Raw genomic sequence first — 25,140 nt, forward strand, 5'->3', positions numbered from 1 at the left:
GGCCAGCGGACGTCCTTCAGAGATTTCGGTTCGAGGCAAATACCGCGAGCGCTTCAAGCTGCGGAAGAACGGGGCTGTTCGCAATGCGAGGACTTCGAGTCAGAGCGTCGACAGCCGCCTTCACATGACCGTCAGATTCCTCACGAGCCCACTCCACTGCACCAAGTGCGGTGATGATCGTATGCGCTTCGCCCACATCACCACCTGTCCACTGATCTTGTGCGTAAAGATCTCGGAGTCGTTGAGCGGCAGTAGTTTTCTGTGTGAGCGCGTAAACGACGGGGAGGCTACGCTTGCGCCTCCAGATGTCGTTCTTTTCTGCTTTGCCTGTCGAGCCAGAGGAACCGGTGATTCCGAGGACATCGTCGGCCAGTTGGAAGGCCAAGCCGAAATTCCTGCCGTAGTTACGAAGTGCCTCGATCTCAGAGTCGTCTGCCCCCGCTGAGTGACCGCCCAGGGCGCACGCTGCCGCCGTGAGTGCTGCAGTTTTGAGATCCGCCATTCGAATACATGTCTGTAGATCCACATGTTGTCGTGCCTCGAAGTCAAGATCGAGGAATTGGCCATGAATCAACTCCTGAACCGCTCGGACAAGTTCCCCGCCTCCCCGCCACTGAACAGGCCCGGTATTGAGGCCCAAGCACAGTAGAGCGTCGCCAGCAAGTATTCCTGCAGGTTGCCCGAACGCAGACCATACCGTTTCACGGTGACGCCGAGTCTTGTCTTCATCCATGATGTCGTCGTGCACAAGCGAAAAGTTGTGGATTAGCTCAATTCCGGCTGCAGCTTTTGCTGCCTCGTGAGCATCTCGATCGCCACCATCGAGCGCTCGCGCACCGAGGAAAACCAGCGCTGGTCGAATACCTTTGCCCAACGCCAACGCCCTGCGGCGAGTAACGCCGTCAAGGTCCCTCCAGCCGAAGTGGTACTCACAAACCTCCCGAATCGGCTCTTCCAATGTTTGGATGGCGCTCCACAACGCGGGCTCTACTCGGTCTCGCGAGGTCCGGAGAAGATTTTCGACCACCGTTGCCTGACTATCGGACATACCGTCCTCCTACCTCTCTAATCCCGATTGAGATGAATTAAAAATGAGCACTCAGATAAAATTCTCATATCGACGACGATCTGAATCTATTCCAGAAAGCCTAAATCCACCGGAAGATGTTTTACGCTCCACCTCAGCCGACGAGCCATTTTCCGGAAGGCCATGTTGATGAAAATCTAGATACTCTAGATAACCAACCTCGGTACGGCAATCTAATTTTCGAACGCTATTTTCACGAGATATGTAATTTCGATACCCGGGCTGAATGGTTGCCGACCAAAATTCGCCGACGCTTCCGGATCCGTAACTGAAGAATCCTACATGCGCGCCGTCCAAATCTTTCTCAGAATTCTCCAACAGGCTTATCAAAGAGAAATACATTGATGCCGTATACGTATTACCGATCCTTCGGTTGTAAATTTGCGTGGGATCCAGAAGAGTGGCTATCTCCTCGCCTGTCTGCCGCGAAGAGTTGATCTCAGCCAAATGCCTGTGAGCCTTGTTGGCCATCTTTGTGAACGGCTGATGGAAACAGACAGTAGTTAGCTCAGAATACGGACGCCCTCCGCGGGCGGAATAGTCTTCCCATGATTCACTCAGCGCCCGAAGATAAGCCTCGATAGAAAACTTGCCGTCCACCAAGGCTGTCTTCCGATGGTTCGGTCGCCAGAAATCCATGACATCGTCGGTGTAAACACCCGTAGGCCTATCGAAGGCGAGGATCCTCGGTGTAGTGGAAATAAGCATCGCAACGGCGCCCGCGCCCTGCGTTGGTTCTCCGCTGGATCCAATGTCGTATTTGGCGATATCAGTGGCGACGACGAGCACTTTCTCCGAAGGATCGGAGGTCACCAGTGATCGCGCAAGCATCAAGGCGCCGGTAGCGCTATAGCACGCTTGCTTGAGTTCAAGCACGCGGACATTGGGGTGGAGACCCACGAGTCCGTGAACGAACACGCCCGCCGACTTGGATTGGTCAACTCCTGATTCGGTAGCGAGAAGTAGAGTCCGCACGGCTGTGAGATCATTTCTTTGCTTGATCTCGTCCACCGCGGCAGCAGCAAGTGTGACAGGATCCTCGTCGGGCCCTGCCACACTCATTTGATTCTGCCCAATGCCGACATAGAACTTGTCGTGAGGAACGCCGTGCGCATCCGCGATCACCGACAGATCGATTACTGATCCTGCTGTCGAGAAGGCGATATCTTCGATTCCAACAGTCACGCTTTCAGGCATTGGCATGAGTTTCACTTCTTTCGAGCGAGAGATGGGATTTCATTAATTCGCCGGGATTCGTTTGAGCCGCGAGGAGTGACAACTCACCACAGAGGACGGTCGCAGCACAGATGGCCGCCAACCGCCGCGCAGCGTCGCCGACTCCGTGCCCGTCTCCGCACCCCAATCGAGCCAAATTGGCCTGGATCGCGGGGCTGCCTTTTCCATTGCCATGCGTTCCGACGATGAGATTCGGAAGTGAACATGAGAAGTAGAGGTCACCATCCCGATCCTCCGCATAGGTAAATCCCTGCGAACCTTCTACTATGTTCGCCGCATCTTGACCTGTAGCCAAATAGAAGGCGAGGAGCATGTTGGCGTAGTGTGCGTTTGCAGTCCGAACGCCGCCGGCAAGGATGCTCCCAATATAGTTTTTCTCCTGATTCAGTCGCGCAACACTGGAAGCGGAAGTACGGAGTTGACTCGATAAAATCTCGGAAGGAATTAATATATCGGCAGTCACAGACTTTCCTCGACCGAGGATTCCGTTGATCGAGGAATTCTTTTTGTCGACACAAAGATTTCCAGAGATGGAACCGTACTCTGCGGAGTAGTGCGTCATCACGTGTGCGATCAAATGTTCGGACGCGAGTGTCGTCATGTTGTGCCCCGACGCGTCACCTGTCGTGAATTGGAACCGAAGGAAGACCAACGCACCGACGATCTCGGTGTGTACACCTTTCAGTCGCGCGAACCTGCTGGTGTCGGCTACGACCGTCTGGAGTTCGTGCAGATCCGCCTCCACCCGTGAGGCCACGTTCGCAGCCGCCGTGACATCCGCTGTACGCACCACGACGGATCGCGTCATGCTTTCACTCAGCACCTCCACACGAATTCCCCGACCCTCCGGTACGAGCCGCGACACTCGTGCGCCGCGCCCAACAGAGGGCCACAGTGGCGCTTCATACGTGGCCAATGGAACTTCAACGCTTTCGTCGATGATCGGGCCGGAAAGACGCAGGGGGCCTACCCATCTGGTAGGGATCAGCGTGGGAGGTGTTGTCGTGTCTGAGTGTCCGGTCATTGCGCGAGAACCTCTCTGATGGGAGTAGTGCGAGGACTGCCGTGAGTGTCGGTCCGATTGACGTAGGCGTTGGGCTCGAGCGCATGCGCCACTGATATATCGCGCAGCCGGCCGGTGAGGACTAGGTCCGTTCTCGACAGATCTGGTGTCGACTGAGCCCCGACCAAACTGTAGATGCTGGTCAATTCCCCACGCCATCTGTTGATTTCAGAAATGAGCCCATCAGATCCAGTCCGCAAGGCACTGGCAAGGAAGGAGGCCGATACACCTGCCGCCTGGGCACCTAGCGCTAAACACTTGGCAACGTCCAAGGGGCTTCTGACCCCGCCAGACGCCAGTCGTGTCACGATCGGTCCGCGTTGGTCAGCCTCAATCAGCGCAAGAGGTGTGCTCTGCCCCCAACCGTGCAGGTAGTCGAATCGTGGAGCACCGTCCTCCTTCCGATTGTCTTCGATCGCAGCGAAATTCGTCCCACCCGTACCGCTCACATCTACTGTCTCGATCCCTACGTCCACGAGACTGTGTAATGTCTTGGCGCTGAGTCCGAAGCCGACTTCCTTGACGATGACCGGAACGGACATCGCGTCGACGATCGAAGCTATGTTGCGAATCCAGTGAGAGAAAGTCCGGTCTCCCTCACCCATGATCAATTCCTGGACCAGGTTCACGTGGATTTGCAGGGCGTCTGCTTCGAGCAGATCGACCACTCGACGCACTTGCTCTACCGGGTAGTTGGGATTGATATTGGCAGCGACGAACCCTTTCGGATTCCTGGTTCGAAGGACGCGGAAGCTCGCTGCCGTTTCCGGGTCTTTCAGGTACGCGGCCATCGAGCCGCTGGCGACGGCCGTGCCGGTAGCGGCAGCAGCTTCAGCCAACACAGCATTGATTTCACCGGTGTAGAGACTGCCGCCTGTCATTGCGTTTATGTAGAAAGGATTGCTCCAATGATCACCAAGAACAGTGGCGGAGATGTCGACCTCCTCGACATCTACACCTGCCAACGCATGGTGGACGAAGTCAACGTCGTCGAACGCCCGTCGCTCTCCAAGGGAAGTGCTGACATCGTGGAAGCTGTTGGCGAGCCTCACGTGATCGTCTTTCCGGTTGCTCGCGTTCTCACTCATTCGGGGGCCTCTGCTTCCGGGGCTGGGCTCAGCGGCAGAACTGGAAAGCCCAGATCGTTCCACCGTTGAGTCAGTGCACGTTGATGGTGAATGTCGGATGGAAAGGCGATGCAGCAGTCTCCCCCGCCTGCACCAGATACTTTGGCCGGTACCCCGAGTTTCGAGGATTCGAGGATCATTGTTCGTAAGTTGTCGGTGAGAATCCCCACCGGGGGGCTGTCCAAATCCTCGAAGTGTGCCTGCGCTTGGTGGACGTAGTGGGCGGTAGCAGAGTAGTCGGCGGTAGTTAACGCCTTCGAAAGTCCGGCTACGGTCCGATCGCTGTGTTCGAGAAAATCATTCGAGATTCGAGACCTGGCAGCCGTGACCAAATCTGCAGTAGTAGCTGGGGTTCCGGACCACCCCACCACGAGTGCACCCGCATCTGGCGGTCGCGTCAGTCGCTCGATCTCAAGTCCGGGCCAATCCGCACAAATCAGTGCTCCGAGTTCAGTGTTGTCGATCTTGTCGGTTAGCCACTCACGGTCGGGTGACCGATAGTGGACCCACCCTCCGCACAACGCGGCGGCGAGATCAGCCCCGGAAGCCTGCGGGTTGGACTCAATCGTCGCCAGGTACGACAGCTTCCAGAGACGGTCGCGGTCGAGTGCGAGACCTAGGTACGCGTCCAGGGATACCGCCAACGAGGCTGCAACAGCTGATGATCCTCCAAGTCCGTACTTCACGCGGAGTAAAGGGTCATCGAGGTCGGAATCGATCGCTATTTTGGCGCCGGTAAATCTCACTCCCATGGACTGCGCCAATTTCGCGATCTTGGCTACGAGGTGCAGGGCGTACGAATTGTCCGGGGACACATAGTGTAAATAGTCTGTGCTGCAGAGTTTTTCAATCCTGATTGTCTCCGAGCGTTGCTTGTATTGCAAACTCACCGACTTGCTCATCGAAGGAGTCGTACGAGCAGTTATTCCTCGGTTCACTCCCATGACAATCGCTCGACGACCCGAGCGTGTGACCGAGTATTCGCCTGCAATCATCAGCTTTCCGTAACCTATGCCTGTGCAGATGTCGTCTCGCCTGTCACCGGTTGTCACGACTTCACCGCACTGTCATCCAGATACACCCCAGGACCGGACCGTGCGACAATGGTCTCGATGTCGAAAGACTTCGAAATCTGCTCCGCCACGATGCCGGCGTCCTGCGAGGAGCAAAGAAGCTTCACGTTGGGGCCGGCGTCCATCGTGGCAAAGACATCGATCCCTTCTCTGCGTAGCGATCCGGCAAATCTGACAAGCTCGAGGGAGAGCGGCTCCAAGTAGACGATGGGGGGGTCGGCAGCGAGCATCGATGCGTGCATTTTGAGCGCGTTGCGTTCGACGAGCAGCCCTAGCGCGGGTAGATCCGCCGATGCAATCGCATCGAGCGCACGCTGCATGTCGGTCTGCGAGCTGTCGACCCAAGCGGCGTAATAGGGGGACGTCTCGGTGGTAAATCGCATCGCTGTGCGACTCGATATGGACTTTGATGCTGCGTTGACCATGACGATCACCATGGAGAGGTCGAGGCCGGTCGAGGCGATGTGCTCACCGTGCGAAGTCTCGTCCGAACCGGGATGCCACGACGAGAGGCCAGGATAGATCGAGCGGCATGCCGAGCCCGAGCCACGGCGCGCCAGCCTTGACAGATCCTTCGACGAGAGCTCCATGCCGAACGCTGTGCTCGCCGCTAGGGCTAGGGCTGCAAAGCCGGAAGATGAGGACGCGAGCCCAGCGGCCGTCGGTCCGCTATTTCTCGTAATGACTTGCGCACGAGCGGAGTTACGCGACTGAGCGCGAACAATGTCCAGGAACCTGACGACGCGCTCAGCGAAGGGGCCATCTGTTTCGTCGCCATTGAGCACCACCGTGTCGAACTCGTGGTCTACCAAACGCACTGTCGTGGTTGTCGCGAAAACATCGAGGGTCAGTGACAAACTGGGGGTGGCCGGAAGTATCAGATTCTCGTCCTGCTTCCCCCAGTATTTGATGAGAGCGATGTTGGGGTAGGCAGTGGCGGTTGCGTTCATACGGGCACTCCAGCGTGGACGGGAACCTTCCAGCAGTGCCGCGCACCCGCAGAAATGAGCGCCTCGGCCACCTGCTCTGCCGCATCGGTGGTACTCATTGCCACGATTGACCCTCCCATTCCTCCACCAGTCACTTTGACGCCGTGCACTCCGGGCACGTGTGCGGCAGCTGAGACCATGCGGTCGATGCCGTGGCTGCTCACGCCCAACGCACGTAACGCCGAGTGCGCCTCGTGCATGAGACTTCCGATCACACTCGGATCCCATGCCTTCCTCGCTGTGTCTACCGCGGTTGCACAGACACCGAGTAGATTCTGCATGTCCTGCGTGCCCACATCAGTGGCAACCAATCGTGCAACCGCACTGACCGATTCGGCGGTGCGAGAGGGGATCCCGGAGTCAGCGATTGTCAGAGCGAATTGACCGCTCGGGGTCAACTCCGCGACTGTCTCCCCCTCTACGATGATCGGCAAATCAGATGTGACACCGTGTATGTCGATTCCGCTGGACCGGCCATGAGCCTGCATTTCCGCTACCTGGATGGCATGAAATCTGTCTTCGGCGGACAAGGTGAGTTGAAATGCGGCGGCGATGCCGTCCACCACTGCAGCGGCCATAGCGGCACTGGCCCCGAGCCCGCGAGCGACCGGAATGTTACTTCGGACTTCGACGAGCAACGACGCGTCTGGCTGGTCGATGACCGACAACATTTCGGTTGCAGCGATAGCCAGAGGGCTGCCTTCATCCTGTTGGACAAGTCGACCTGACGCTGTCGAATCAGCGACTACTGTGATCCCGCGGCGTGCTGCTGACATGATCACCGATTCGGCTGCAATCTGCTTCAGCGGCCACACAATTGCAGGTCCGCCGAAAAGTGCCGCGTGCTCGCCGAAAAGTATGACCTTCGCGTGACTGGTGCCGTACCCCAATGGCTGGGCCCTGGCGTCAAGCATGCGCATGCTTCCAAGGAGCTTGCGCGTCATCGAAGATGGTGACCACTTTCCGGAGCTTGCGTCTCTCCGTGTTGTCGAACGGCAGACGGGCATGCACCGTTCCGAGCTGATCCCACAGTACGATGTCTCCTTCCTGCCAGTGATGGGTGTATGAAATATCCTCTCGCCCAGGCAGTTTGAACATCTCCTTGAGAAGGAGAGCGCTTTCTTCGTTCTCGTACTCAATAATCTTCTTCGAGTTCAAAGGGTTGACATATATGGCGGAACGACCGGTGCGGGGATTTCGCGCCAATAGGGGATGAACCGTTGATGTCCCGTCCGCCGGGTTGGAACGGGCTGGGTCGCCGTTGAGAACTTCACCCTGGAGGACGTCTTCGATATGATCTTCATACCCGCCTCGTAAGCTGTGCCGTACGCTGAGATTCGCGAGGCGGCCGCGGAGTTCGGGCGTCATCGATTCGTATGCGGCATACATGTTCGTGAATGCTGTCTCGCCACCTTTCCTCGGGAGTTCCACTGCTGACAGGAACCCGAATTGTGAGACTTTGGGGCGAAAAGAGTAGTCCGTGTGCCAGTCCATGAAGTTGGCGTCTCCGACACCGATCTTGGCCCCATTGTCGTCAATGATGTTCGAGATCAGAAGCATCTCGTTGTACATCTCGGCCGCGCCCTTTCCTGCGTTGAGCCCGGTTCGAGGTATGTAGCCGAACCTGCGGCCGAACGCGATCAGGTCCTCGTCAGACGGGTACTGATGGCCACGAAAAACCAGCACGATGTGTTCGTCGACGGCTCGTCGGATTTGCTCAACCGCTCCGTCCGAGATTTCTGGTCCGACCGGAGCGTCGTGGACTACCGCGCCAAAGGGGCTGCCGTGGAGCTTCTCGATCCTCATATGGTTTCCTCCCCTTGATATTTCAATTCTTCCGCACCGCGAACGCTCTTCTAGTTGCTGAGGCCGACGTCCGACTTGTCACCTGAGTTACGCCAGTGTTCAAGAAGTTCGAGGAAGGCGATGGAGCCCTTCCCGTAACTGCTGTTCTGGCGAGGCGAACGTTCTGGATCGCCTTCGTTGTTGAACAGTCCCGGCGTGCAACTTTGTGCGAACTCGAGGTCCCGCGGAGCTGACGTCGAGATTTCCTGCACCCAGGCGCTTTCTGCTCGTTGCGTCGGCTCCACGAGCGCGTCATTCGCCACAGCTTCTTCGACCATGAACGAAATATGCTCGGCTACAGCTTCGAGCATGTGAGGAACATTGACGTGCAGACCTGACTGAGATTTGGCCATGAAGAACAGATTTGGAAATCCATGGGAAATCACGCCGTGGAATGTTCGTACTCCGTCCGCCCACCAATCCGATAGTCGCCTTCCGTCTCTGCCCGTGAACTCGATCCCGGCCCGCGCTGTGTAAGGCGTCGTCAACTCAGATTCGAATCCCGTCGCGTAAATGATGCAATCCACGGGATGCACAGTTCCGTTCACTACGGGCCCTCGAGCATCGATGCGGTCTACACCGCGTCCGCTGGTGTCGATCAACTCGGTGTTCGCTCGATTGAATGTCTCATAGTACGAGCTGTGAAATGTCGGCCGTTTGCAGAACAGGCGGTAGTACGGTTTGAGTGCATCGGCAGTTTTCGGATCGTCGACAGCGATGTCGATCCCATCGCGGATCTTCTCCATCGTCCGAAGATCGAGAACCTCCGCGTCAGTTCGGTCCCCATCCATGGCAGACCGCAGCAGGGACGCTGCGAGCGGTGCAGCGATCGTAGTCCATCCGTCGTCGACGAGGTCGTTGTGTACGGTCCCCCCGGAGGTGACGCGATGAAAATTGTCCCGGCGCTCCGACTGCCATCCAGAAGGGAGTGATTCGTACCATCTTTCGTCGGTGGCCGGGTTTGGCTTCGGTAGAACGACAGCGGGCGTTCGCTGGATGACGAGTAGGCGCTGAGCTGCGTCAGCGATCTTCGGAATCACCTGCACCGCAGTAGCTCCCGTGCCAATCACAGCTACCGTCTTATTGGTCAAGTTGCTGAGCTCACGACCGCCCGTTCCCCCGGTGTAGTCGTAGTCCCAGCGGTTCGCATGGAATGAGTGACCCATGAAACTTTCGATACCGGGAATGTCTGGCATCTTCGGGATACTCAAGGATCCTATGGCCGAACACACGAATCTCGACGTGAAACTGTCCCCTGCATCGGTCTTGATATTCCAGACGCGATCGGCGCAATTCCATTCGGCTGCCGTGACTCTCGTCGATAGTAGGGCATCGTCATAGAGCCGGAAGCGCCGAGCGACAGATTTACAATGATCGAGGATATTCTCACCTGACACGTACTTGTAGTCAGGGACAGTCCCGGTTTGTTCGAGCAACGGCAGATAGATGAAACTCTCGACGTCACATTCAAGGCCGGGAAAATCATTGACTGCCCAGGTCCCGCCTACTTCCGGAGCTTCGTCTACAAGGCGGATCCGCTGCACAGATCCTGTCTGACGCAACAGCGCCCCGAGGACCAATCCTCCGATGCCGGCACCGATGATGGTGACGTCAACTGCGTCGGTGCAGGGTGCACGGTTGACATGGTCCTTAGATCGGGCCCACGAAATGCTGGACAAACGCACATATCGGCGGTCGGATTCGGATCTCTTCGAACGCTCCGCGGCGTACCTTTTTCGTGTGTTGTGAAGCCCCGGCGATTCGGTTTGCGACTTCTTGTTCATCGCCCGTCCTCAATTGGGTGAGTGCCCGTCCACTGCAGGCTGCACGGCCATTCATCGCTACTTTGGGTTTGTGCTTCGCTCCGTGTGTATTCGTCGGTTTGGCCTGCACGCCAATGAGTCTCGGGGAGATGCTGTTCAGGTTCAGTTGCCTGCATTAGTTCCTGGACATACTGGAGCATCCTGGTTCCGGTATCTGGGCTCGGGAAGATGTACAGGTCATCAGTCTGAAGGTGAGCAATGACTGCTTCGGCAACGTGCTCTGGCGCAAGTTCGCTTTCTCCCCCAGCGCCTGCTGGAACTATCAGTTCTGCGGTCATCGGTGTACGAACGAAGCCAGGGCACACGACGGCTGAATGCACAGCTGTGCCACGAAGTTCAGCAGAAATCCCCCGCGCGACTGCCACCAGTGCGGCTTTCGTCGCTGCGTAGGGCACCGAGTTGTACCCGGATGCGAAGGGTGCCATCGAACCGGTGAAGATGTATCGGCATCGAGTGCCACTAGCGATCATCTTCGGCAAGAGTTGGTGTGCGAGGGAAATATGTGAGAGGAGATTCGTGTCGATAGTTGTCCGCACCCGCGACATGTCGGTGTTCCACAGTTCCGTACCAACGGGGCCGAGAATACCTGCGTTGCTGACGACGACATCGACTGCTGGGCGGCCGAAAACTTCTTGCACACGGTCCGAGACGATGGGCGCCGCATGTGTCGTCGCAAGGTCGACATTCAGACCGTGTATCGGCGCCCCGCGCCCACTCAGCGCGTTCACAGCATCATTCACTCTGATTCTGTCGCGATCGACGAGCAGTGTTTCGACGCCATTCGCTGACAGAGCAGCTACCAGTGCTCGACCAATTCCGCTCGCGCCCCCGGTCACTAGTGCCGCCTTCGGTGTCCAATATTCGTCGTGACTCATCACTTGTCCAATTGAGGTAGGGCGAGGCTGGAAAGGAGAGTCAGGACCGAAACACCCGCTAATGCTGCAAAACACGCAGCAGCGATCGCGCCACCGGAGAAGTGACTGCCGAGGACCGCAATGAGAGCTCCGCCACCGGCGGCTCCCACAGCCGTTGCTGCCTGCTGGCTTGTCACCACGACGCCGGACGCCATGCCCGCGCTGGCAATGGGAACACGCGAGAGAATCACGCGGAACAGGGTCGGTCCGATTAGTCCTTGCCCGACACCGATCAATCCGAGGATGAGCACCAGTACGACGATTGACGGGTCACCCCACTGGTCTGCGAAGGTCACCGCGAGCAAGGTGATCCCTAGACCTTGAATCGCGGCGCCGACGGTAATGATCCGAACGCCAAGAACTTTCACAATCTTTTGAGTTGCCAAAGACACCAGGAAAAACGCCGATGCGAACGGCACCAAGATCAGTCCGGATTTCAACCCGCTGAATCCCAACATCTGCTGAGTGACGATCGCGTAGACGTATAGGAAACCGCCGAATCCCAGTGAAAACACGACCATTGACGCCAGCCCGCGATGGACGGAGGGGATGGACAGAACTGCCGGAGGTAGCAGAGGGGCCTTACCTGACCGCTCCAACGAATGTTCGTAGATGTACAAAGCGGCGGCGAGGAGCATGCTGACGGCGAGTGCGATGAGCAGCCACCAGGGCCATCCCAACGGAGGTCCGCCGACGATGACAAGGAGCAAACTCGCGAGGGCAACTGCGAAGGTAATCGTTCCGACTGTATCGATCCCCAACGGTTGCGGTGATCGTGATTCGGGAACGCTGCGCGATGACAACAGAATCCAGATACCGATGGGAACGTTGATCAAGAAGAGCATCCGCCAGGATGTTCCGAACAAGTCGGCTTCCAGGAGCAGTCCACCGATGATTTGTCCTGCTACTGCAGCGATGCCGGCGGCGGAGCCGTACAGGGCAATTGCCCTCGTCTTGCGATCGCCCTCGGTGGTCGCCTGAACGGTGCCGAGGACCTGGGGCACCATCAGTGCGGCGGCGAGCCCTTGGATAATTCGGGCACCGACGAGGATAAGTGGAGAGCCGGCAAGGCCGCATACAACGGAGGCAAGAGTGAATCCGGCAACTCCTATCACGAACAGTCGTGCTCTGCCGAATGAGTCGCCGAATCGGCCGGCGAGAACAAGACCGAGTGAGTAGCTGACTCCGTATCCCGCGACCACCAGCGACAACATTGCTGGAGAAGCTCCCAGGCTGACCTTGATCGTATCGAGCGCAACATTGACGATAAAGGTGTCAGCGATCGTCATTGCGAAACCGCTCAGCAGCACGATCAGCCCGTATCGTGACAGAGTCTCAGACCCTCTTGCTGCGAGATCGATTGAACTCGCCCGGTCAAGACGAGGCTCAGATTTGTCCATCAATACTCCTGGCTCAGGCCTCGACGGTGGGTGTCCCGGTCAGCTTGGACATGATCCCTTTGGAAGCATCCTTCGATGACTCGACCCAGGGGGTGGCAGCGTTGTAACCGAACGGAGTCGCCTCGGGTTGGACCCGAGTGTCCATCGACATCCGGATCTTTCCAGTCCGATCGAGATTGGGCACCGACTTGTGGCACAAGAACGCATGGAATATGAGCACGTCACCCGGTTCCATGGGCGAGAACCGGAAGGGATAGAAATTCTCGAGACTGTCAGCGGGGATTCCACTCACAGCTCGACCGAACCGCTCGTAGCGCTCGTCCCTCACATGATCCCGCGCTCCTTCGGTGTGACTACCCGGCGCGAGCGCAACACCGCCGACCGTAGAGGAAGTGGGAAGGAGCGGCACCCACGTAGTGCGGAAATCCTTGTTTGGCCCGATGTAGTAGCCGTCTTGGTGCAGTGGCGTGACGTAGTTCGGGCCGTCTGGATTCGTGCCACCGGGGTAGTAGCGGATCGTGGTGCTCTTGAAAACGCTGATCGGTTCCCCGAAAACTTGTTCCAAGACCCTGACAGTGGAGGGGTCGTTCCAAAATTCGTCGTAGTTGACGTACTCGTGCAAGGCCGCTTCGTCCACCGCCTCATACGATTTCAGGCCGGTATTCTCCAACGTCGCGCCGTCAGGAACATGTCCGAGTTGTCGGAGACCGTCGAGCATCTGGGTAGCTACTAATTCGACTTTGACCGGGTCGAGCACCCCACGTAGAAATACGTAGCCGTTCGTGTTGTAAAACTCGTCCAGAGCAGAGCGGTTCGCCAGCAACTCGGAGCAGTCCTCGTAGGGGGCGAAACCGGTGTTTTCGTGATCCACGATGTATTCCGTCCTTCCGGGGTTATGGCCTACGAGTTGGCCGCGATTTTCACTATGAGATCGACGACGCGATTCGAGTAGCCCCATTCGTTGTCGTACCAGCCGACAACTTTGACCTGGGTTCCGTTAACGCGTGTGAGCAGCGAATCGAACACGCATGACGCCGAGTTTCCGACGATGTCGCTGCTGACTAGTTGTTCCGTGCTGAAGTCGAGAATTCCGGACAGCTGCGGGGTTGAGGAAGCGTGCCTGAAAAGGTCGTTGACCTCCTCGGTGGTAGTCGTCCGGGATAGCGTCGCTGTAAGGTCCGTCACCGATCCATCCGCCACGGGGACTCTCAGCGCGAACGCGTCGAGTTTGCCTGCTAGCTCCGGCTGCACAACCCCGATAGCCTTCGCCGCCCCACTCGACGTCGGCACGATGTTCACCGCAGCAGCACGTGCACGGCGAAGGTCCTGATGGGGACCGTCTTGGAGGTTCTGATCCTGCGTGTACGCATGAACGGTCGTCATCATGCCCTGTTCGATTCCGATGCCCTCCTGCAACACTTTGGTCAGAACTGCGAGGCAGTTCGTCGTGCATGAGGCGTTCGAGATGACGTGGTGGAGATCAGGGACGTACTGCTCGTCATTGACGCCCAGCACAATGGTGACGTCTTCGCCTGTTGCAGGTGCTGCGATGATCACCTTGCTAGCGCCCCCGTCGATGTGCTTGTGCGCCTGCGTAGCTGAAGTGAACAGGCCCGTCGATTCGACAACAACGTCGACGCCGAGTTCGGACCAGGGGATCTGGGCGGGGTCACGTTCCGATGTGACCTTGATCGTCCATTTCCCTGACCCAATGTCGATATGGTCGTTATGGACTTCGATATCTAGCGGAAACCGGCCTGCGATGGAGTCGTAGCGCAAAAGATGCGCTAGAACGTGCGGAGTCGYGAGATCGTTCACCGCTACGAAGTCGATATCCGCTTGTGCTGCGACGGCGGCGCGGACCACGTTCCTTCCGATCCGTCCGAATCCATTAATCCCAACCTTGATGGACATAGGCGGTAGCCACTTCCTCTCTATCTGAAAAGTGATCGAGTCATCCAGGATTCGCTTCTGAAACTCTCACTTTTGGCCGAGGTTCGAGTCTGATCTTGAGCTGGCGAGGGTGATAGACGGTCGCTAGTACTACTTGCCGCACGTCATGATCCGGCTCGCATACGACGTTCCATTTGCCGAGGATGGTCGCCAGACCTATGGCAATCTCGGTTCTCGCGTAGATGTCACCAATGCACTTTCGCGCTCCGGTGCCGAATGCAACGAATCCCTGACGTTGTTTCGCAGTGACACGATCGGCAGTCCAGCGGTCGGGATCGAACGTGTCCTCGGCTTCGTACACCCCGGCATCCCTCTGCACCGCTGAAGGGCTGTACACGATGGTGCTGCCCGCGGGTATCCGCACGCCCGACAATTCGGTTTCGGTCGCGGTTCGTCGCGTGAATAGCCACGCCGGTGGGTAAAGTCTGAGCGTTTCGGTGATGACTCGGTTGGTTAGCTCGAGTTTGTCGAGGTCAGACCATTCGACCTGTCGACCGTCAAGGACGTCGTCGATCTCACGGTACAGCGCCTCCGCTATTTCGGGGTGCGTCGACATCAAATAGAAGATCCACGTCAATGTGGCCGCAACGGTTTCCGTGCCGGCTGCCATGATGGTGATGACTTGGTCGTGAATCTCTTTGTCGGACAATGTCGAACCGTCTTCGTCATCAACGGACGTCAGCAATGCCGACAGGAGGTCGTCGGGCTCCTCGTCTGGCTCGCGCCGCCGATACTCGTCGATCAGGTCCTGAACGGTGCTGTGAAGGAAATCGAGTTCACGTCGGTATCGGCGGTTGCCGGGTGTTGGCAACCGCCGAAGGGTTTGAGGTAAAAACATTTGCCGGAAAAGTGAACTCAGTACGTACTCGAAGGACTTTTCGACGCGGTGAACGGTCTCTTCCGCTACTGGGACCGCGTACAGTGTCCGAGCAACAGTCCGCAAAGCCATGCCGAACATCGTGGGAAACGAGTCGAATGCTTCTCCGGATGCCCATCGTGAGGCACTGTCCTCGATTTCCTCCCTCATGGACTCGGAGTACTTTTCAAGCTGGGACCGTTGGAATGCTGATTGCATCAGACGCCGCTGGCGTCGATGATCTTTGTACGGGCAGGTCACCAGGCCGTTACCGGCGATATCTCTCGCGTTCTCGTAGAACACTCCGCCCTTGTCATAGACACGGTCGTTTTTGAGAACTTTCTGAAGGGACTCAGGGCGGCAAGGTACAAATGCCTCGGTGGGGCCGATCTTGATCCTCACCAAATCGTCTCCACCGTCCGCCAGATGAGCGAGAAATTTCGTAGGGTCACGCATTAATTGGAAAGTGTGGCCGATCAAAGGAAGCGAGCCAGGCGCCGTCTTGACTTGGCGGAGTGGCGGGGCAGTCGTGGTCATGGTGTCTAAAATCCCCTCGTAGAAGCCGAACAGTGATCAACGATTTTGATTCAATGTGGCGTCCCCGGAAACCGTTACCAGGTCGTCCACATGCGGGCGCTTGGCCGCATCGCGGGCGAAGTCTGCCTTGTAGCGTCCAGATGTGCGATGCCAATCGAGCGATCCCCGAATCAACGTCGTCAGGGCATTCTGCTGGTAGTTCTTCAGAGCTTCTTGATCAGCCGGACACAGGTCATAAATGGACGAAAGATGTTGGTCTGCGGCGGCGCACAGGGCAGTGAATTCTCGAATTTTGTATACCGCCGTTTGCGTTATTTCCCTTGCAGCGGCCGCGATTTCGCCGAGATCCTGGCTACCGGCGACGATGAGAACCAAGTTGTTGAGCTCTCCGATCGCCAGTTCCTTTGTGTACGAGGCGATATCATTGAACAACACGTTCACATCGATCGTGATGTTTCGCTGGGCCGATACTATGTGGGCGTCGTTCACTCTCTCAGGCAATGCACTTCGTGTCACTCTCTCCGCCATGTCAAGCGTCGGCAGTACCCCGATCGTCGAACGCCGCACTGCCAGATAGTCACTTTGCGAGAGCCGCGTGCCTGCCAGCTTGGCCTCAGTTTCCGACAGATATCCTCGGAAGTACCCGATCCAATTCTGCCGCGCCCGATCGATGAAGTGATCAGGCATCGGATTGCACGTCCGCAACCAGATGTCACGAAAGGCAATCGCGATCTTTGTCTTCGCGGAAGAATGAGTCGCAGGCTGCCGCTCTTCGAGGACCGCTTCCAACTCGGTGATCAACATTTGAGACTTCGCAGAATCGGATCCGAGCGGACCATCGAACTGATCGTCAAAGAGAAAGAACCAGCTCATCAGATCCACCCCGAGATCAAGGTCGTCACCTGACGCAGTTGGATAGAACCGGCAGGCCAACTCAGCATAATCGCCCGCTCGATGTCGTTGTACCCCTTCGTCATCGGTGATCAGGCCGAACTTTCTCGGCCATTCCAGGTGGTCCTCCGAGGTACGCGAGTGTTCCCGGTTGAGACGCGGCCCACTAGGGAGGATCGCATCCAGTTTCGCTGACAGACTCATGGCCCCCCGCTACGAAAGATGTTGTCGGCTGTTATTTTTCACAGTTCGTGTGCCATCGCCACGAACATCGCACTCTGGCGAATCCGCCGCGCCAGACACCAAACTCTTCACGGCCCCGTATTCGCACGAACAGGATCGTGTGGGGACCGCCCCACCCTCAGGTTTGTCGCGCCTCGATCTCACACGAGTGAAGCTAGCACAAAACCGCGCACGCGGTTCATTTAAGACACACGCCGAACCACGACGTATGCGCCGACATTCGGCAGCGAGTCTCCACTGCCGAAAAACAAGATCTAGCTGGTGTTATTCAGTTGCAGAAGCCGCGGTGTCGACCAACAAAAGGGGTCAAAATGTGATATCGCACACTCTGACGCTGGATCGGCGCCGAGGCGCCAGGGCTGGCTATTTTCGTGACCAGGGAGGCCTGATATCAATACCCGAATCGGACGAAGACACCAAGGCTGGAAGGATCGAAACCCACAAGAAATGGACCCGCTCGATAAGGTCAGCTCGGCGAGTCAGAGCCTCCGCTACCAGTTGAGTACCCGTCAGCATCGACACTATGAGGTACGCAGCGTCAGGCGCTGGGATTCGGAGCACACCGGACGAAACATCCGGCTCAAGACTGTTACTAACTTGGGTGATCCAGCCACAGTAAGGATTCTGTTCGCCGGGCCGGTCCTCGAATGTATTGCGCTCTAAGGTCAGCCGAATACTCGCACGTACAACCGGATTGGACTGAAGAGCCTCAGCGAACTTGTAACTCAGGTCCACAGAGGCTTGCAAACCCAATTCCTGAGCCTCCGGCTGCTTCGCCATCCACGACAGTTGCTCGTTGACAATTGCTCGTGCAAGATCTTCCTTGGAATCGAAGTGAAAGTAGGCTGCGCCCTTCGTAACTCCGCTTTCAGCAAGTATCTCGGCTATGGTTGCGGACGTGTATCCGCGCAGGGCAAATACTTTCGCTGCGGCGTTGAGCACTGCTTCGCGTGTAGCTTTCGCACGTTGTTGCATAGCCCAATCGTCGCACAACCGAACGTTGTATCGCAGACGCCGATAGTAGGCACGCTCAGCGGTCGGTATTTGGTTGTCAAATCGCCGCTGCGATTCAAGAGCATTAACGATCGAGTCAGACAAACGGGAGACGGAAAGTGACAGTCGAGAACCGTGCATCCTTCACTACGTCCTGGAAGCAGTGGCATGCTGCACGGGAAGCTGAGCTTTCAGATCCCTTCGGATGGTTATCGATTACAAGCCTCGAATGGCTGGATAGCCAACCCCGACGTTTGACGAGGCTGCCGGGCCAGTGGTGGGCAGAGGGGAGATCAGCAGTTATGAGTGACGACAACGGTCACGAAACGCGCTTCGACGGGCTCGATCCATTGGGTCCTGGAACCATCGTTCCCTTCGGTGACATAGCGGCCGAAATCGTTCGGCGGGGGGAGGATTTTGTTGTCAGAGTTCGCGATCCAAAATCCCCGGCGTTGCACTCATTTGTCGGAGTGCCGACCTTCCCAGTTGATGAGGCGTGGGTCATTCCAGCGAAATATCGCGCTTTCGAGCAACCACACCTGATCTCAGTCGGTGCATCGGTGGAGGGACTCGAACATGTCTGCACTGCACCCGGCGAAGTCATGTTCAACTTCAACGGCACCGAACACAGCCTCACCGTATTCAGCGGAAAACAAGGCCGGCCAGTAGTACTTTTCACCGACGCGACCAGCGGTGTATCCACTTACAAGGCAAGTCGGAAGCTCATCATCGGCCAGGGTTCAGAGTCCACTATCGGTTCTTCGGCCGCACACCTGGAGTTGGACTTCAATCGCGCGCTCAACCTTCCTTGCGCCTTCATAGATTTCGCCACATGCCCACTACCCCCAGTCGGCAACCACCTCCGCTTCCACGTCACGGCAGGCGAGCGCACGCCCCACAGAAACCGGTAAGAGCGCTTCGCCGTCTTACGCGCCATACCCCAGGGCAACCACACCACAGGCCGTCCCGCACCTCTACCCCGCACCTCTACCGAATCGCCTCGCCCCATCAAAGTCTCCGAACTTGCAGGGGTGGGATTGAGAGACCTGTGTCCGCACAAGATTGGATCTGCAACGCCGCACGACAACACATCGGAGAGAGCGGAACTCATGCCCCTCCTGGCCGATCACGCGAGACTACTGGACTGCTCCGCAGGAGCACGTCAGGTAATGATCAGTGGTCAGCAAACGAAGATCGTGTTCTAAAGTTCCGCGTTCGGCGTGAGTGAGCGACCTCATGATTCGACTCGTTGGAGCCGCAGGAGGATCAACCGATACCTTTTGGGACCGCAGATAGTTCCTTATCTCCGGCTCGAGGTTACGCGCCGCGCCTGCCGCCGCAAGTTTGATGCCGGGCGACAATCCTTCCTCCGTGGCGGTTGCAATAAGAAGCTCGGCCAGTGCGTCAACACCGATCTGAGTGTGTCGAGCGTGAAGACCTATCCACCCAAATTTCTGCACAAGCTCAGCCGCCCGCGGAATCACCCATCGATCCCCAGGCCCGAGGACAAAGTGGGGACGTATCACGGTGCCGCCGGATTCGATCACATAGCGATCTCCGGCCGCCCGCGTTCTGCTGACCATCGACGTCGGCGATTCAACGAGCTCGTGAATGTCCTGCCCTCGCCAGGGACCGTCGCCATACACTGCTGCAGTACTGAGAGCGATCACCTCTACGCCGCAGCGTCTGGCTTCATCGGCTAATACCTGCGCCCCCACCGTGTTAACGGCGTGGAGATCCTTCTCGTGTCCGCGAACTAGATGTGCGAGATGGAGCACTACGTCCACACCGATGACCGCAGCGCGGATGGTTTCGGGACGAGCCAGATCCACTTCGACGAGTTCGTCGGTTCGTCGAAGTGTCGGCGGGAGTGCCGTGTGCACTCCCCATCTCACGCGGATCCCTGCGCGCTTGGCCAGACAACGCGAAACTGCAGAGCCGACGAATCCAGATCCACCGGTGACCAAGATCGATTCGCGCTTCACGGGTGATGGTCGGCGAACGTGACAGTTGCTGCAGGCCCGAGAATGTCGTCTTCACCCTGGTAGATGTTGACCACCAGGTCAGATCCGTGGGAGTCAAGTCGCAATACGGGGTGAGGGTCGTATTCGAGGTAACGATGAAACAGCGCCGTCATCCGTGCTGGTGAGCGTATCCCTTCGTCACGTTCCACTAACTGCCTACAAGCTTCGATGGCAACCATTCCTGGGATGTGGTCTGACGGATGGTCGAAATACACAGGGTGACGGGTGTCAACTCGCAGCTCAGTTCCACCATTGAGGTCTCCTCCGAGCAAGTCGTCAGTAATGTCGGCATCGGCTTCTCGCAGGAAACACTGCGCTGAACTGCCGTCGAAGGATTGCAAGGTCGCTGACGTCGGCGCTTCGAAAGTGGCGGGCGAAATGGAGTTGCTCCGCAAGCGTAGGTAAACGTCGGGCGGGAGGACCCGCAGCTTACCTACTCCGATAGCGACATCGCGGTGTTCTGCACTGAAACGCAAGTTCACAGTCAGCGCCTGCAGAGCACTGTCACGGTAGATCACATCACGACATTCAACTTGGGCCCCAACATTATTCGCGGCACGGCCGGAAAGCTCTGTGAAAACTTCGACCTCCAACGAGGACATGACGTATACCCAGTTCCGCGGTATACCGAACCCGATGTGAGGTATAAGCAAGCCAGCCTGTCTGACCGTCTCCGCTACCAAAAGCACATCCAGACCATCCGTGCCCGACTCGAAACTCGAGTCGGCCGAAGACCAGTCGATCTCCAGAACATACGACTCCGGAGGCCGCAGCGGCGACCAACCACTAATCAAACATGCCTGGGGGTTCGCTTTGTGCACAAGCTGATGAAGTGCCCCCGTCCCACCAACGGCCCTGAGCTGCTCAGACTGCATTCCCACACCCCCGTGAATCGTACAAGTCGCAACGAACTATACCGCGCGAGCTGTTTTTTCTCTCAGCTGCGCTCCCCTCCCGAATCGATCCGATTTTGCTGACACCTGAGCGCGTTTGAGGCACGGACCCATTGACCCGGCCTCAGCGTCCGGCAGTCCTCTACGCTTCCGGATATGGTCGGCGATATATTTATCGTGAAGATTCCAGACTTCGGCGGCGGCATGCCGTGCTGCATCAGCTCACTGATGCGCTCACGGTTGTAAATAGTTCTTCGGCGAAAACGCGGCGTAAGTCACCCGGCCTTCCCCCTTGCGTCTGGGCGTGTACGGGCTGAGGCGTAACGCCGCGCTCTCGCAGCCAAGATGGGAAACGCTGTTCCGACGCGACCATCCCCGATATCCTCCGTCTGCGATGACTCCTTCGCGACGGTTGCGCCATGGGCAGAAAAGAGCGGCCTGCGTTCTTCACGAAATCACTGGCTGTTGCAGTGAGGCACTTCATGTTTCGTGATAACCGATATCGACGAGGCTGACACAAAGCAACAATCGAATCGGTCAAAGACGCCTCGGCAATATCCATTCCCCAGCGCGCTCGCCACCTCGTGGACACAGACAGCGTCAACGACCGAGAAGTACCCACTAAGACCGATCTACTTTGAAACTCGCACGGGCACTGTCACGTTGTTGAACGCGGACAACTGGGAGAATGAGGCGTGAGCACCGCAATGCCGTCGTACAAAGGCCACAGATACCCGGCCGAGATCATCAACCACTGCGTGTGGCTGCACTTCCGCTTCCCGCTCAGCTTTCGCGAAGTCGAGGAACTCGTGCTCGAACGCGGTGTCGTGGTCAGCTACGAGACGATCCGACGGTGGTGCGCCAAGTTCGGGCAGGCCTACGCAAACCAGCTGCGCCGACGGCGGGCCCGGACCGGCGACAGGTGGCATCTCGACGAGGTGTTCATCCGGATCAACGGCACCCAGCATTACCTGTGGCGTGCGGTAGACCAGGACGGCAACGTGCTCGACGTGCTGGTCCAGTCCCGCCGAAACGCATTGGCAGCCAAGAAGTTCTTCCGCCGACTACTCAAAGGATTGGAGTATGTGCCGCGAGTGATCGTTACCGACAATCTGGCGAGCTACAGCGTCGCACACCGCGAGATACTGGCCTCGGTTGAGCATCGCCGATCCAAGTACTTGAACAACCGGGCAGAGAACTCGCATCAACCGACCCGACAGCGAGAACGGGCGATGAAACGCTTCACATCGCCCGGGCACGCGCAACGGTTCCTGTCCGCCTTCTCGGGTATCTCTCCGCACTTCCGGCCAGTCCGGCATCGGCTCTCGGCGTCCGAATGGCGTACCGAGATGGCCGACCGATTCGCGATCTGGCAGGAAATCACCGCGACCGATGTTGCCGCCTGAAAGGCGAACAATCCGAAAGTATTCCAGGGTAGAAGCTCCAAAACTGACTGCGCGTTGCATCTTTCAATCAACGTGACAGTGCCGAAAGGAGTGCATATGGTCGAAAAGGTTTGGGTTGGAATCGATGTCGGCCGCCACGCTCATCACGCGGCCGCAGTCGACGACAGCGGCGCTGTGCTGTGGTCACGCCGTATTCGCAACGACCAAGCAGAGATCGAGACACTGCTCGAACGAGTCGCAGATGTCGGGTCGGCGGTGTGGGCGATCGACATGACCGCGCCCGAGTCGGCCTTGCTCCGTGGCGTGCTGGCTGCGCACGGTCAGCAGGTGCGGTACGTGCCTGGCAGGGTCGTCCACAGTATGACTGGCGCTTTTGCCGGCGAGGGCAAGACCGACGCCCGCGATGCGGTGGTCATCGCACAGACCGCACGTCTACGCGGCGACCTGACCAGGGTTTCAATGCCCGACGATGTCGCGATCGAGCTCGAGCTACTGACCGGTCACCGAAGCGAGCTCGTAGCCGAACGCACCCGCGGCATCAATCGACTTCGCGTCCTGCTGACCCGGATTTTCCCTGGCCTGGAGCGGTGTTTCGACTACTCGACACTGACCGGTCTGGCATTCGTCACCAGGTACGTCACCCCGTCGTCGATCAACGCGGCCACCGACGAAGAAATCTACGATCACCTGCGTACTCACGGGGTTCGCCGACCCACGATCCCGAAAATGATCGGTGCAGCTCGTACTGCAGCCCTGGCGCAGCCCATCGCACTGGCCGGTGAAGCAACCACCGCAGTCTTGGTCCAGCAGGCAGCCAGTTCGCTGATCCTGCTTACCCGGCAGATCACCGATCTGGACAAACAAATCACCGGTGTCTTCCGGCAACACCGGTACGCACGCATTCTCGAGTCCGTGCCCGGCATAGGAACCCGAAGCGGAGCCGAACTCATCGCGATCACCGGCGGTGACCTCACTTCGTTCGGCTCGGCCGCCAAACTCGCCGCCTACGCCGGCCTCGCCCCGGTACCCCATGACTCAGGAAACCGACACGGCACGCTGCGCAGGCCCCAGCGCTACCACCGTGGCCTCCGGAAAGTGTTCTACATGGCTGCCCTCAACAGCTCCCAGCGCGACGGGCCATCGCGAGAGTTCTACCAACGCAAACGCAACGAGAAACGATCGGCTGTCCACGCGCTGATCGCGCTCGCTCGCCGCCTCGTCGACGTCGTGTGGGCGTTGATCCGCGATGATCGTGAGTGGACCCGCACCGTTCCAAGTCCCGCGGACGTCGACTCGTCACCGGTAGCCGCCTGAGCTGGCCGCAACTTCACCCTCGCGAGGGTGCCGACCGGCCACGGGCTGTGCAGTCTGGTTGCGCCCAAAACGAAGTGGCTCCGCCAGGGCGCACTGTCGTGACCATGACCCCACGGCTGGCAGTATCTGAAATATGGACATCGCAACATTGCAGGATGAGCTTGTGCTGGTTTCGGAGTTTTACGCGGAGAAGCATGAAATATCGCGTACTGACGACTGGTTCATGCTCAAGCTTGGCGAGGAGGTAGGCGAGCTGACGCAGGCATATTTGGCAAGGTCAGGCAGAGCTCGAGACAAGGGAAAAAGCGATCTCCAGCTGGACGGGGACTTTCGCGCAGAGCTCTCCGATGTCCTGGCGCAGGTGTTGCTTATCGGGCGCCGGTTCAATGTCGACTTGGAGTCGGAAGTCGCCCGTAAATGGCTCGTCTGGAAGCCGAAGCAAGACGACTCCTAATTCACAGTCTGAAACCGAACCGGTGACCCTGGAGTCCACATCCGTCCGGCGCTTGTTTGATGGCTGGGTACGCGGTCGCTGGACAATTGTTGCCGGAATCGACGACTTGTACAGAATGCGGTCGTGCCCATCCTGGTTGAACCCTCGATTCCTGAGGGATCGTTGTCCGGGGTTGATCAACCCACCATCGAGGTGTCGCCGTCGGTCTTGCTCCGGCCCTGGTATTGCTCCGGCCCTGGTCTGACGGAGACGCTGCCACGGTGATGAAGATCTTCCAAGACCCACTCGTCCACCTGTGCCGTGGAACAGTCCCCACAGCCGCGGCCCCAAACGCCGCTGTTCCGGTCGATCGCCAAGAACGGAAACCTCTCGACCACAGCATTGTCCGGGGCCGCGGTCCACGCAGCGGTCCCGCCGCCGCGCTGCCACAGCCGGCTACGACGAGACTCTCGTTTCTGTCCTTAACATCACTCTTTCTGATCTGGAAGGCTACCTCTGACCATGACTTCCATGACATGGATCCCCGACGAACTTTGCGGATCGACCCCTGTTCGCCAGGTCTACGCGTTTATCTTCGCGAAGGACGGGCGCATCCTGCTGCAGGACGACGACGGGCGGCACAATCTGCCTGGCGGCAAGCCTGAGGGCGGTGAGGACCCTCTCAGCACTCTAGAACGAGAAGCCTGGGAGGAAAGTCGGGTGAGGTTGTGTACCCCGCATTATCTGGGATATCAGCGGGTGGAGTGGAAGGGCGAAGTATTTGCGCAGCTGCGCTACGCGGCTTTGATAGATCATTTTCTGCCGAAAGCACCTGACCCAGCCACCGGGCGCATTTACGGCCGGCTCTGGGTGCCTCCTCCACTTGTGAATTATCTTCTTGATTGGGGTAACGCAGGGAAGGGACAGTTGACCCGAGCCGTTCGCGAGGCGCACAAACTCGGTGCCATCTGGCGAGCCGCGCCTATGGAAGATCCCGACGCATCTGAGGACACGTCTTCGTGAAAGTGGCTATATGCGGG

23 protein-coding genes and 1 pseudogene are annotated in these 25,140 nt (G+C 57.9%); 5 read left to right on the top strand and 19 right to left on the bottom strand.

Annotated elements, in window-relative coordinates:
• Window positions 1–16: 16 nt before the first annotated feature.
• From AC1DWA_RS23770 to AC1DWA_RS23850, 17 genes and pseudogenes are all read right to left on the bottom strand, one after another.
• Window positions 17–1,048 (bottom strand): polyprenyl synthetase family protein, encoded by a 1,032-nt coding sequence (locus AC1DWA_RS23770; protein WP_477847173.1) that lies wholly within the window; start codon window positions 1,046–1,048, stop codon window positions 17–19.
• A 51-nt stretch (window positions 1,049–1,099) separates the two neighbouring features.
• Window positions 1,100–2,284: a hydroxymethylglutaryl-CoA synthase gene (locus AC1DWA_RS23775; RefSeq protein ID WP_477847175.1), complete on the bottom strand. Its 1,185-nt coding sequence runs from the start codon at window positions 2,282–2,284 to the stop codon at window positions 1,100–1,102.
• On the bottom strand, window positions 2,277–3,347 hold the full coding sequence (locus AC1DWA_RS23780) for a hydroxymethylglutaryl-CoA reductase (RefSeq protein ID WP_477847177.1): 1,071 nt from the start codon (window positions 3,345–3,347) through the stop codon (window positions 2,277–2,279). Before AC1DWA_RS23780 ends, AC1DWA_RS23775 begins: the two co-directional genes overlap by 8 nt.
• Window positions 3,344–4,474: a type 2 isopentenyl-diphosphate Delta-isomerase gene (gene fni / locus AC1DWA_RS23785; protein WP_477847181.1), complete on the bottom strand. Its 1,131-nt coding sequence runs from the start codon at window positions 4,472–4,474 to the stop codon at window positions 3,344–3,346. Before fni ends, AC1DWA_RS23780 begins: the two co-directional genes overlap by 4 nt.
• Window positions 4,471–5,508 (bottom strand): phosphomevalonate kinase, encoded by a 1,038-nt coding sequence (locus AC1DWA_RS23790; RefSeq protein WP_477847235.1) that lies wholly within the window; start codon window positions 5,506–5,508, stop codon window positions 4,471–4,473. The genes fni and AC1DWA_RS23790 overlap by 4 nt, the downstream gene beginning before the upstream one ends.
• A 53-nt stretch (window positions 5,509–5,561) precedes the next feature.
• Window positions 5,562–6,536, bottom strand: a complete 975-nt coding sequence (gene mvaD, locus AC1DWA_RS23795; RefSeq protein ID WP_477847183.1) for a diphosphomevalonate decarboxylase — start codon at window positions 6,534–6,536, stop codon at window positions 5,562–5,564.
• The gene (gene mvk, locus AC1DWA_RS23800; RefSeq protein ID WP_477847185.1) at window positions 6,533–7,489 is read right to left on the bottom strand and encodes a mevalonate kinase; all 957 of its coding nucleotides are present in this window, start codon (window positions 7,487–7,489) and stop codon (window positions 6,533–6,535) included. Before mvk ends, mvaD begins: the two co-directional genes overlap by 4 nt.
• On the bottom strand, window positions 7,482–8,381 hold the full coding sequence (locus AC1DWA_RS23805; RefSeq protein WP_477847187.1) for a TauD/TfdA dioxygenase family protein: 900 nt from the start codon (window positions 8,379–8,381) through the stop codon (window positions 7,482–7,484). Before AC1DWA_RS23805 ends, mvk begins: the two co-directional genes overlap by 8 nt.
• A gap of 50 nt (window positions 8,382–8,431) precedes the next feature.
• Window positions 8,432–9,616: a flavin-containing monooxygenase gene (locus AC1DWA_RS23810; RefSeq protein WP_477847241.1), complete on the bottom strand. Its 1,185-nt coding sequence runs from the start codon at window positions 9,614–9,616 to the stop codon at window positions 8,432–8,434.
• Between the two features lie 252 nt (window positions 9,617–9,868).
• A pseudogene (locus AC1DWA_RS23815) lies at window positions 9,869–10,204 on the bottom strand (NAD(P)-binding protein); the annotation flags it as partial.
• On the bottom strand, window positions 10,201–11,118 hold the full coding sequence (locus AC1DWA_RS23820) for an SDR family NAD(P)-dependent oxidoreductase (protein WP_477847189.1): 918 nt from the start codon (window positions 11,116–11,118) through the stop codon (window positions 10,201–10,203). The gene AC1DWA_RS23820 and the pseudogene AC1DWA_RS23815, both read right to left, overlap by 4 nt.
• On the bottom strand, window positions 11,118–12,557 hold the full coding sequence (locus AC1DWA_RS23825) for an MFS transporter (protein ID WP_477847191.1): 1,440 nt from the start codon (window positions 12,555–12,557) through the stop codon (window positions 11,118–11,120). Before AC1DWA_RS23825 ends, AC1DWA_RS23820 begins: the two co-directional genes overlap by 1 nt.
• A gap of 13 nt (window positions 12,558–12,570) precedes the next feature.
• Window positions 12,571–13,428, bottom strand: coding sequence for a phytanoyl-CoA dioxygenase family protein (locus AC1DWA_RS23830; RefSeq protein ID WP_477847193.1), 858 nt, complete (start codon window positions 13,426–13,428; stop codon window positions 12,571–12,573).
• Window positions 13,429–13,457: 29 nt separating this feature from the next.
• Complete coding sequence (gene gap, locus AC1DWA_RS23835; protein WP_477917120.1) at window positions 13,458–14,471, bottom strand: type I glyceraldehyde-3-phosphate dehydrogenase; 1,014 nt, start codon at window positions 14,469–14,471, stop codon at window positions 13,458–13,460.
• A 40-nt stretch (window positions 14,472–14,511) separates the two neighbouring features.
• Window positions 14,512–15,903 (bottom strand): cytochrome P450, encoded by a 1,392-nt coding sequence (locus AC1DWA_RS23840; RefSeq protein WP_477847197.1) that lies wholly within the window; start codon window positions 15,901–15,903, stop codon window positions 14,512–14,514.
• A 36-nt stretch (window positions 15,904–15,939) separates the two neighbouring features.
• Window positions 15,940–16,998, bottom strand: a complete 1,059-nt coding sequence (locus AC1DWA_RS23845; RefSeq protein WP_477847199.1) for a terpene synthase family protein — start codon at window positions 16,996–16,998, stop codon at window positions 15,940–15,942.
• Between the two features lie 402 nt (window positions 16,999–17,400).
• Window positions 17,401–18,012 carry a ScbR family autoregulator-binding transcription factor gene (locus AC1DWA_RS23850; protein ID WP_477847201.1) on the bottom strand — a complete coding sequence of 204 codons (612 nt, stop codon included), beginning with the start codon at window positions 18,010–18,012 and terminating at the stop codon, window positions 17,401–17,403.
• 137 nt (window positions 18,013–18,149) lie between these two features.
• On the opposite strand from AC1DWA_RS23850, the gene AC1DWA_RS23855 reads away from it, so the two are divergent.
• On the top strand, window positions 18,150–18,941 hold the full coding sequence (locus AC1DWA_RS23855; RefSeq protein ID WP_477917122.1) for a DUF1684 domain-containing protein: 792 nt from the start codon (window positions 18,150–18,152) through the stop codon (window positions 18,939–18,941).
• A gap of 225 nt (window positions 18,942–19,166) precedes the next feature.
• Here AC1DWA_RS23855 and AC1DWA_RS23860 read toward each other — a convergent pair whose 3' ends face one another.
• Window positions 19,167–20,015 carry an NAD-dependent epimerase/dehydratase family protein gene (locus AC1DWA_RS23860; RefSeq protein ID WP_477847205.1) on the bottom strand — a complete coding sequence of 283 codons (849 nt, stop codon included), beginning with the start codon at window positions 20,013–20,015 and terminating at the stop codon, window positions 19,167–19,169.
• The gene (locus AC1DWA_RS23865; protein WP_477847207.1) at window positions 20,012–20,929 is read right to left on the bottom strand and encodes an AfsA-related hotdog domain-containing protein; all 918 of its coding nucleotides are present in this window, start codon (window positions 20,927–20,929) and stop codon (window positions 20,012–20,014) included. The genes AC1DWA_RS23860 and AC1DWA_RS23865 overlap by 4 nt, the downstream gene beginning before the upstream one ends.
• A 725-nt stretch (window positions 20,930–21,654) precedes the next feature.
• On the opposite strand from AC1DWA_RS23865, the gene AC1DWA_RS23870 reads away from it, so the two are divergent.
• The 4 genes from AC1DWA_RS23870 to AC1DWA_RS23885 all read left to right on the top strand — a co-directional run bounded on the left by AC1DWA_RS23870 (window position 21,655) and on the right by AC1DWA_RS23885 (window position 25,123).
• The gene (locus tag AC1DWA_RS23870; RefSeq protein ID WP_477847237.1) at window positions 21,655–22,353 is read left to right on the top strand and encodes an IS6 family transposase; all 699 of its coding nucleotides are present in this window, start codon (window positions 21,655–21,657) and stop codon (window positions 22,351–22,353) included.
• Between the two features lie 96 nt (window positions 22,354–22,449).
• Entirely contained in the window at window positions 22,450–23,667 is a 1,218-nt protein-coding gene (locus AC1DWA_RS23875) for an IS110 family RNA-guided transposase (protein ID WP_477917124.1), read from the top strand.
• A 133-nt stretch (window positions 23,668–23,800) separates the two neighbouring features.
• Window positions 23,801–24,121 carry a pyrophosphatase gene (locus AC1DWA_RS23880; RefSeq protein WP_477847209.1) on the top strand — a complete coding sequence of 107 codons (321 nt, stop codon included), beginning with the start codon at window positions 23,801–23,803 and terminating at the stop codon, window positions 24,119–24,121.
• A 501-nt stretch (window positions 24,122–24,622) separates the two neighbouring features.
• Window positions 24,623–25,123 (top strand): NUDIX hydrolase, encoded by a 501-nt coding sequence (locus AC1DWA_RS23885; RefSeq protein WP_477847211.1) that lies wholly within the window; start codon window positions 24,623–24,625, stop codon window positions 25,121–25,123.
• The last annotated feature ends 17 nt before the right edge of the window (window positions 25,124–25,140 follow it).

The organism is Rhodococcus sp. P4_F3_2, assembly GCF_056401335.1.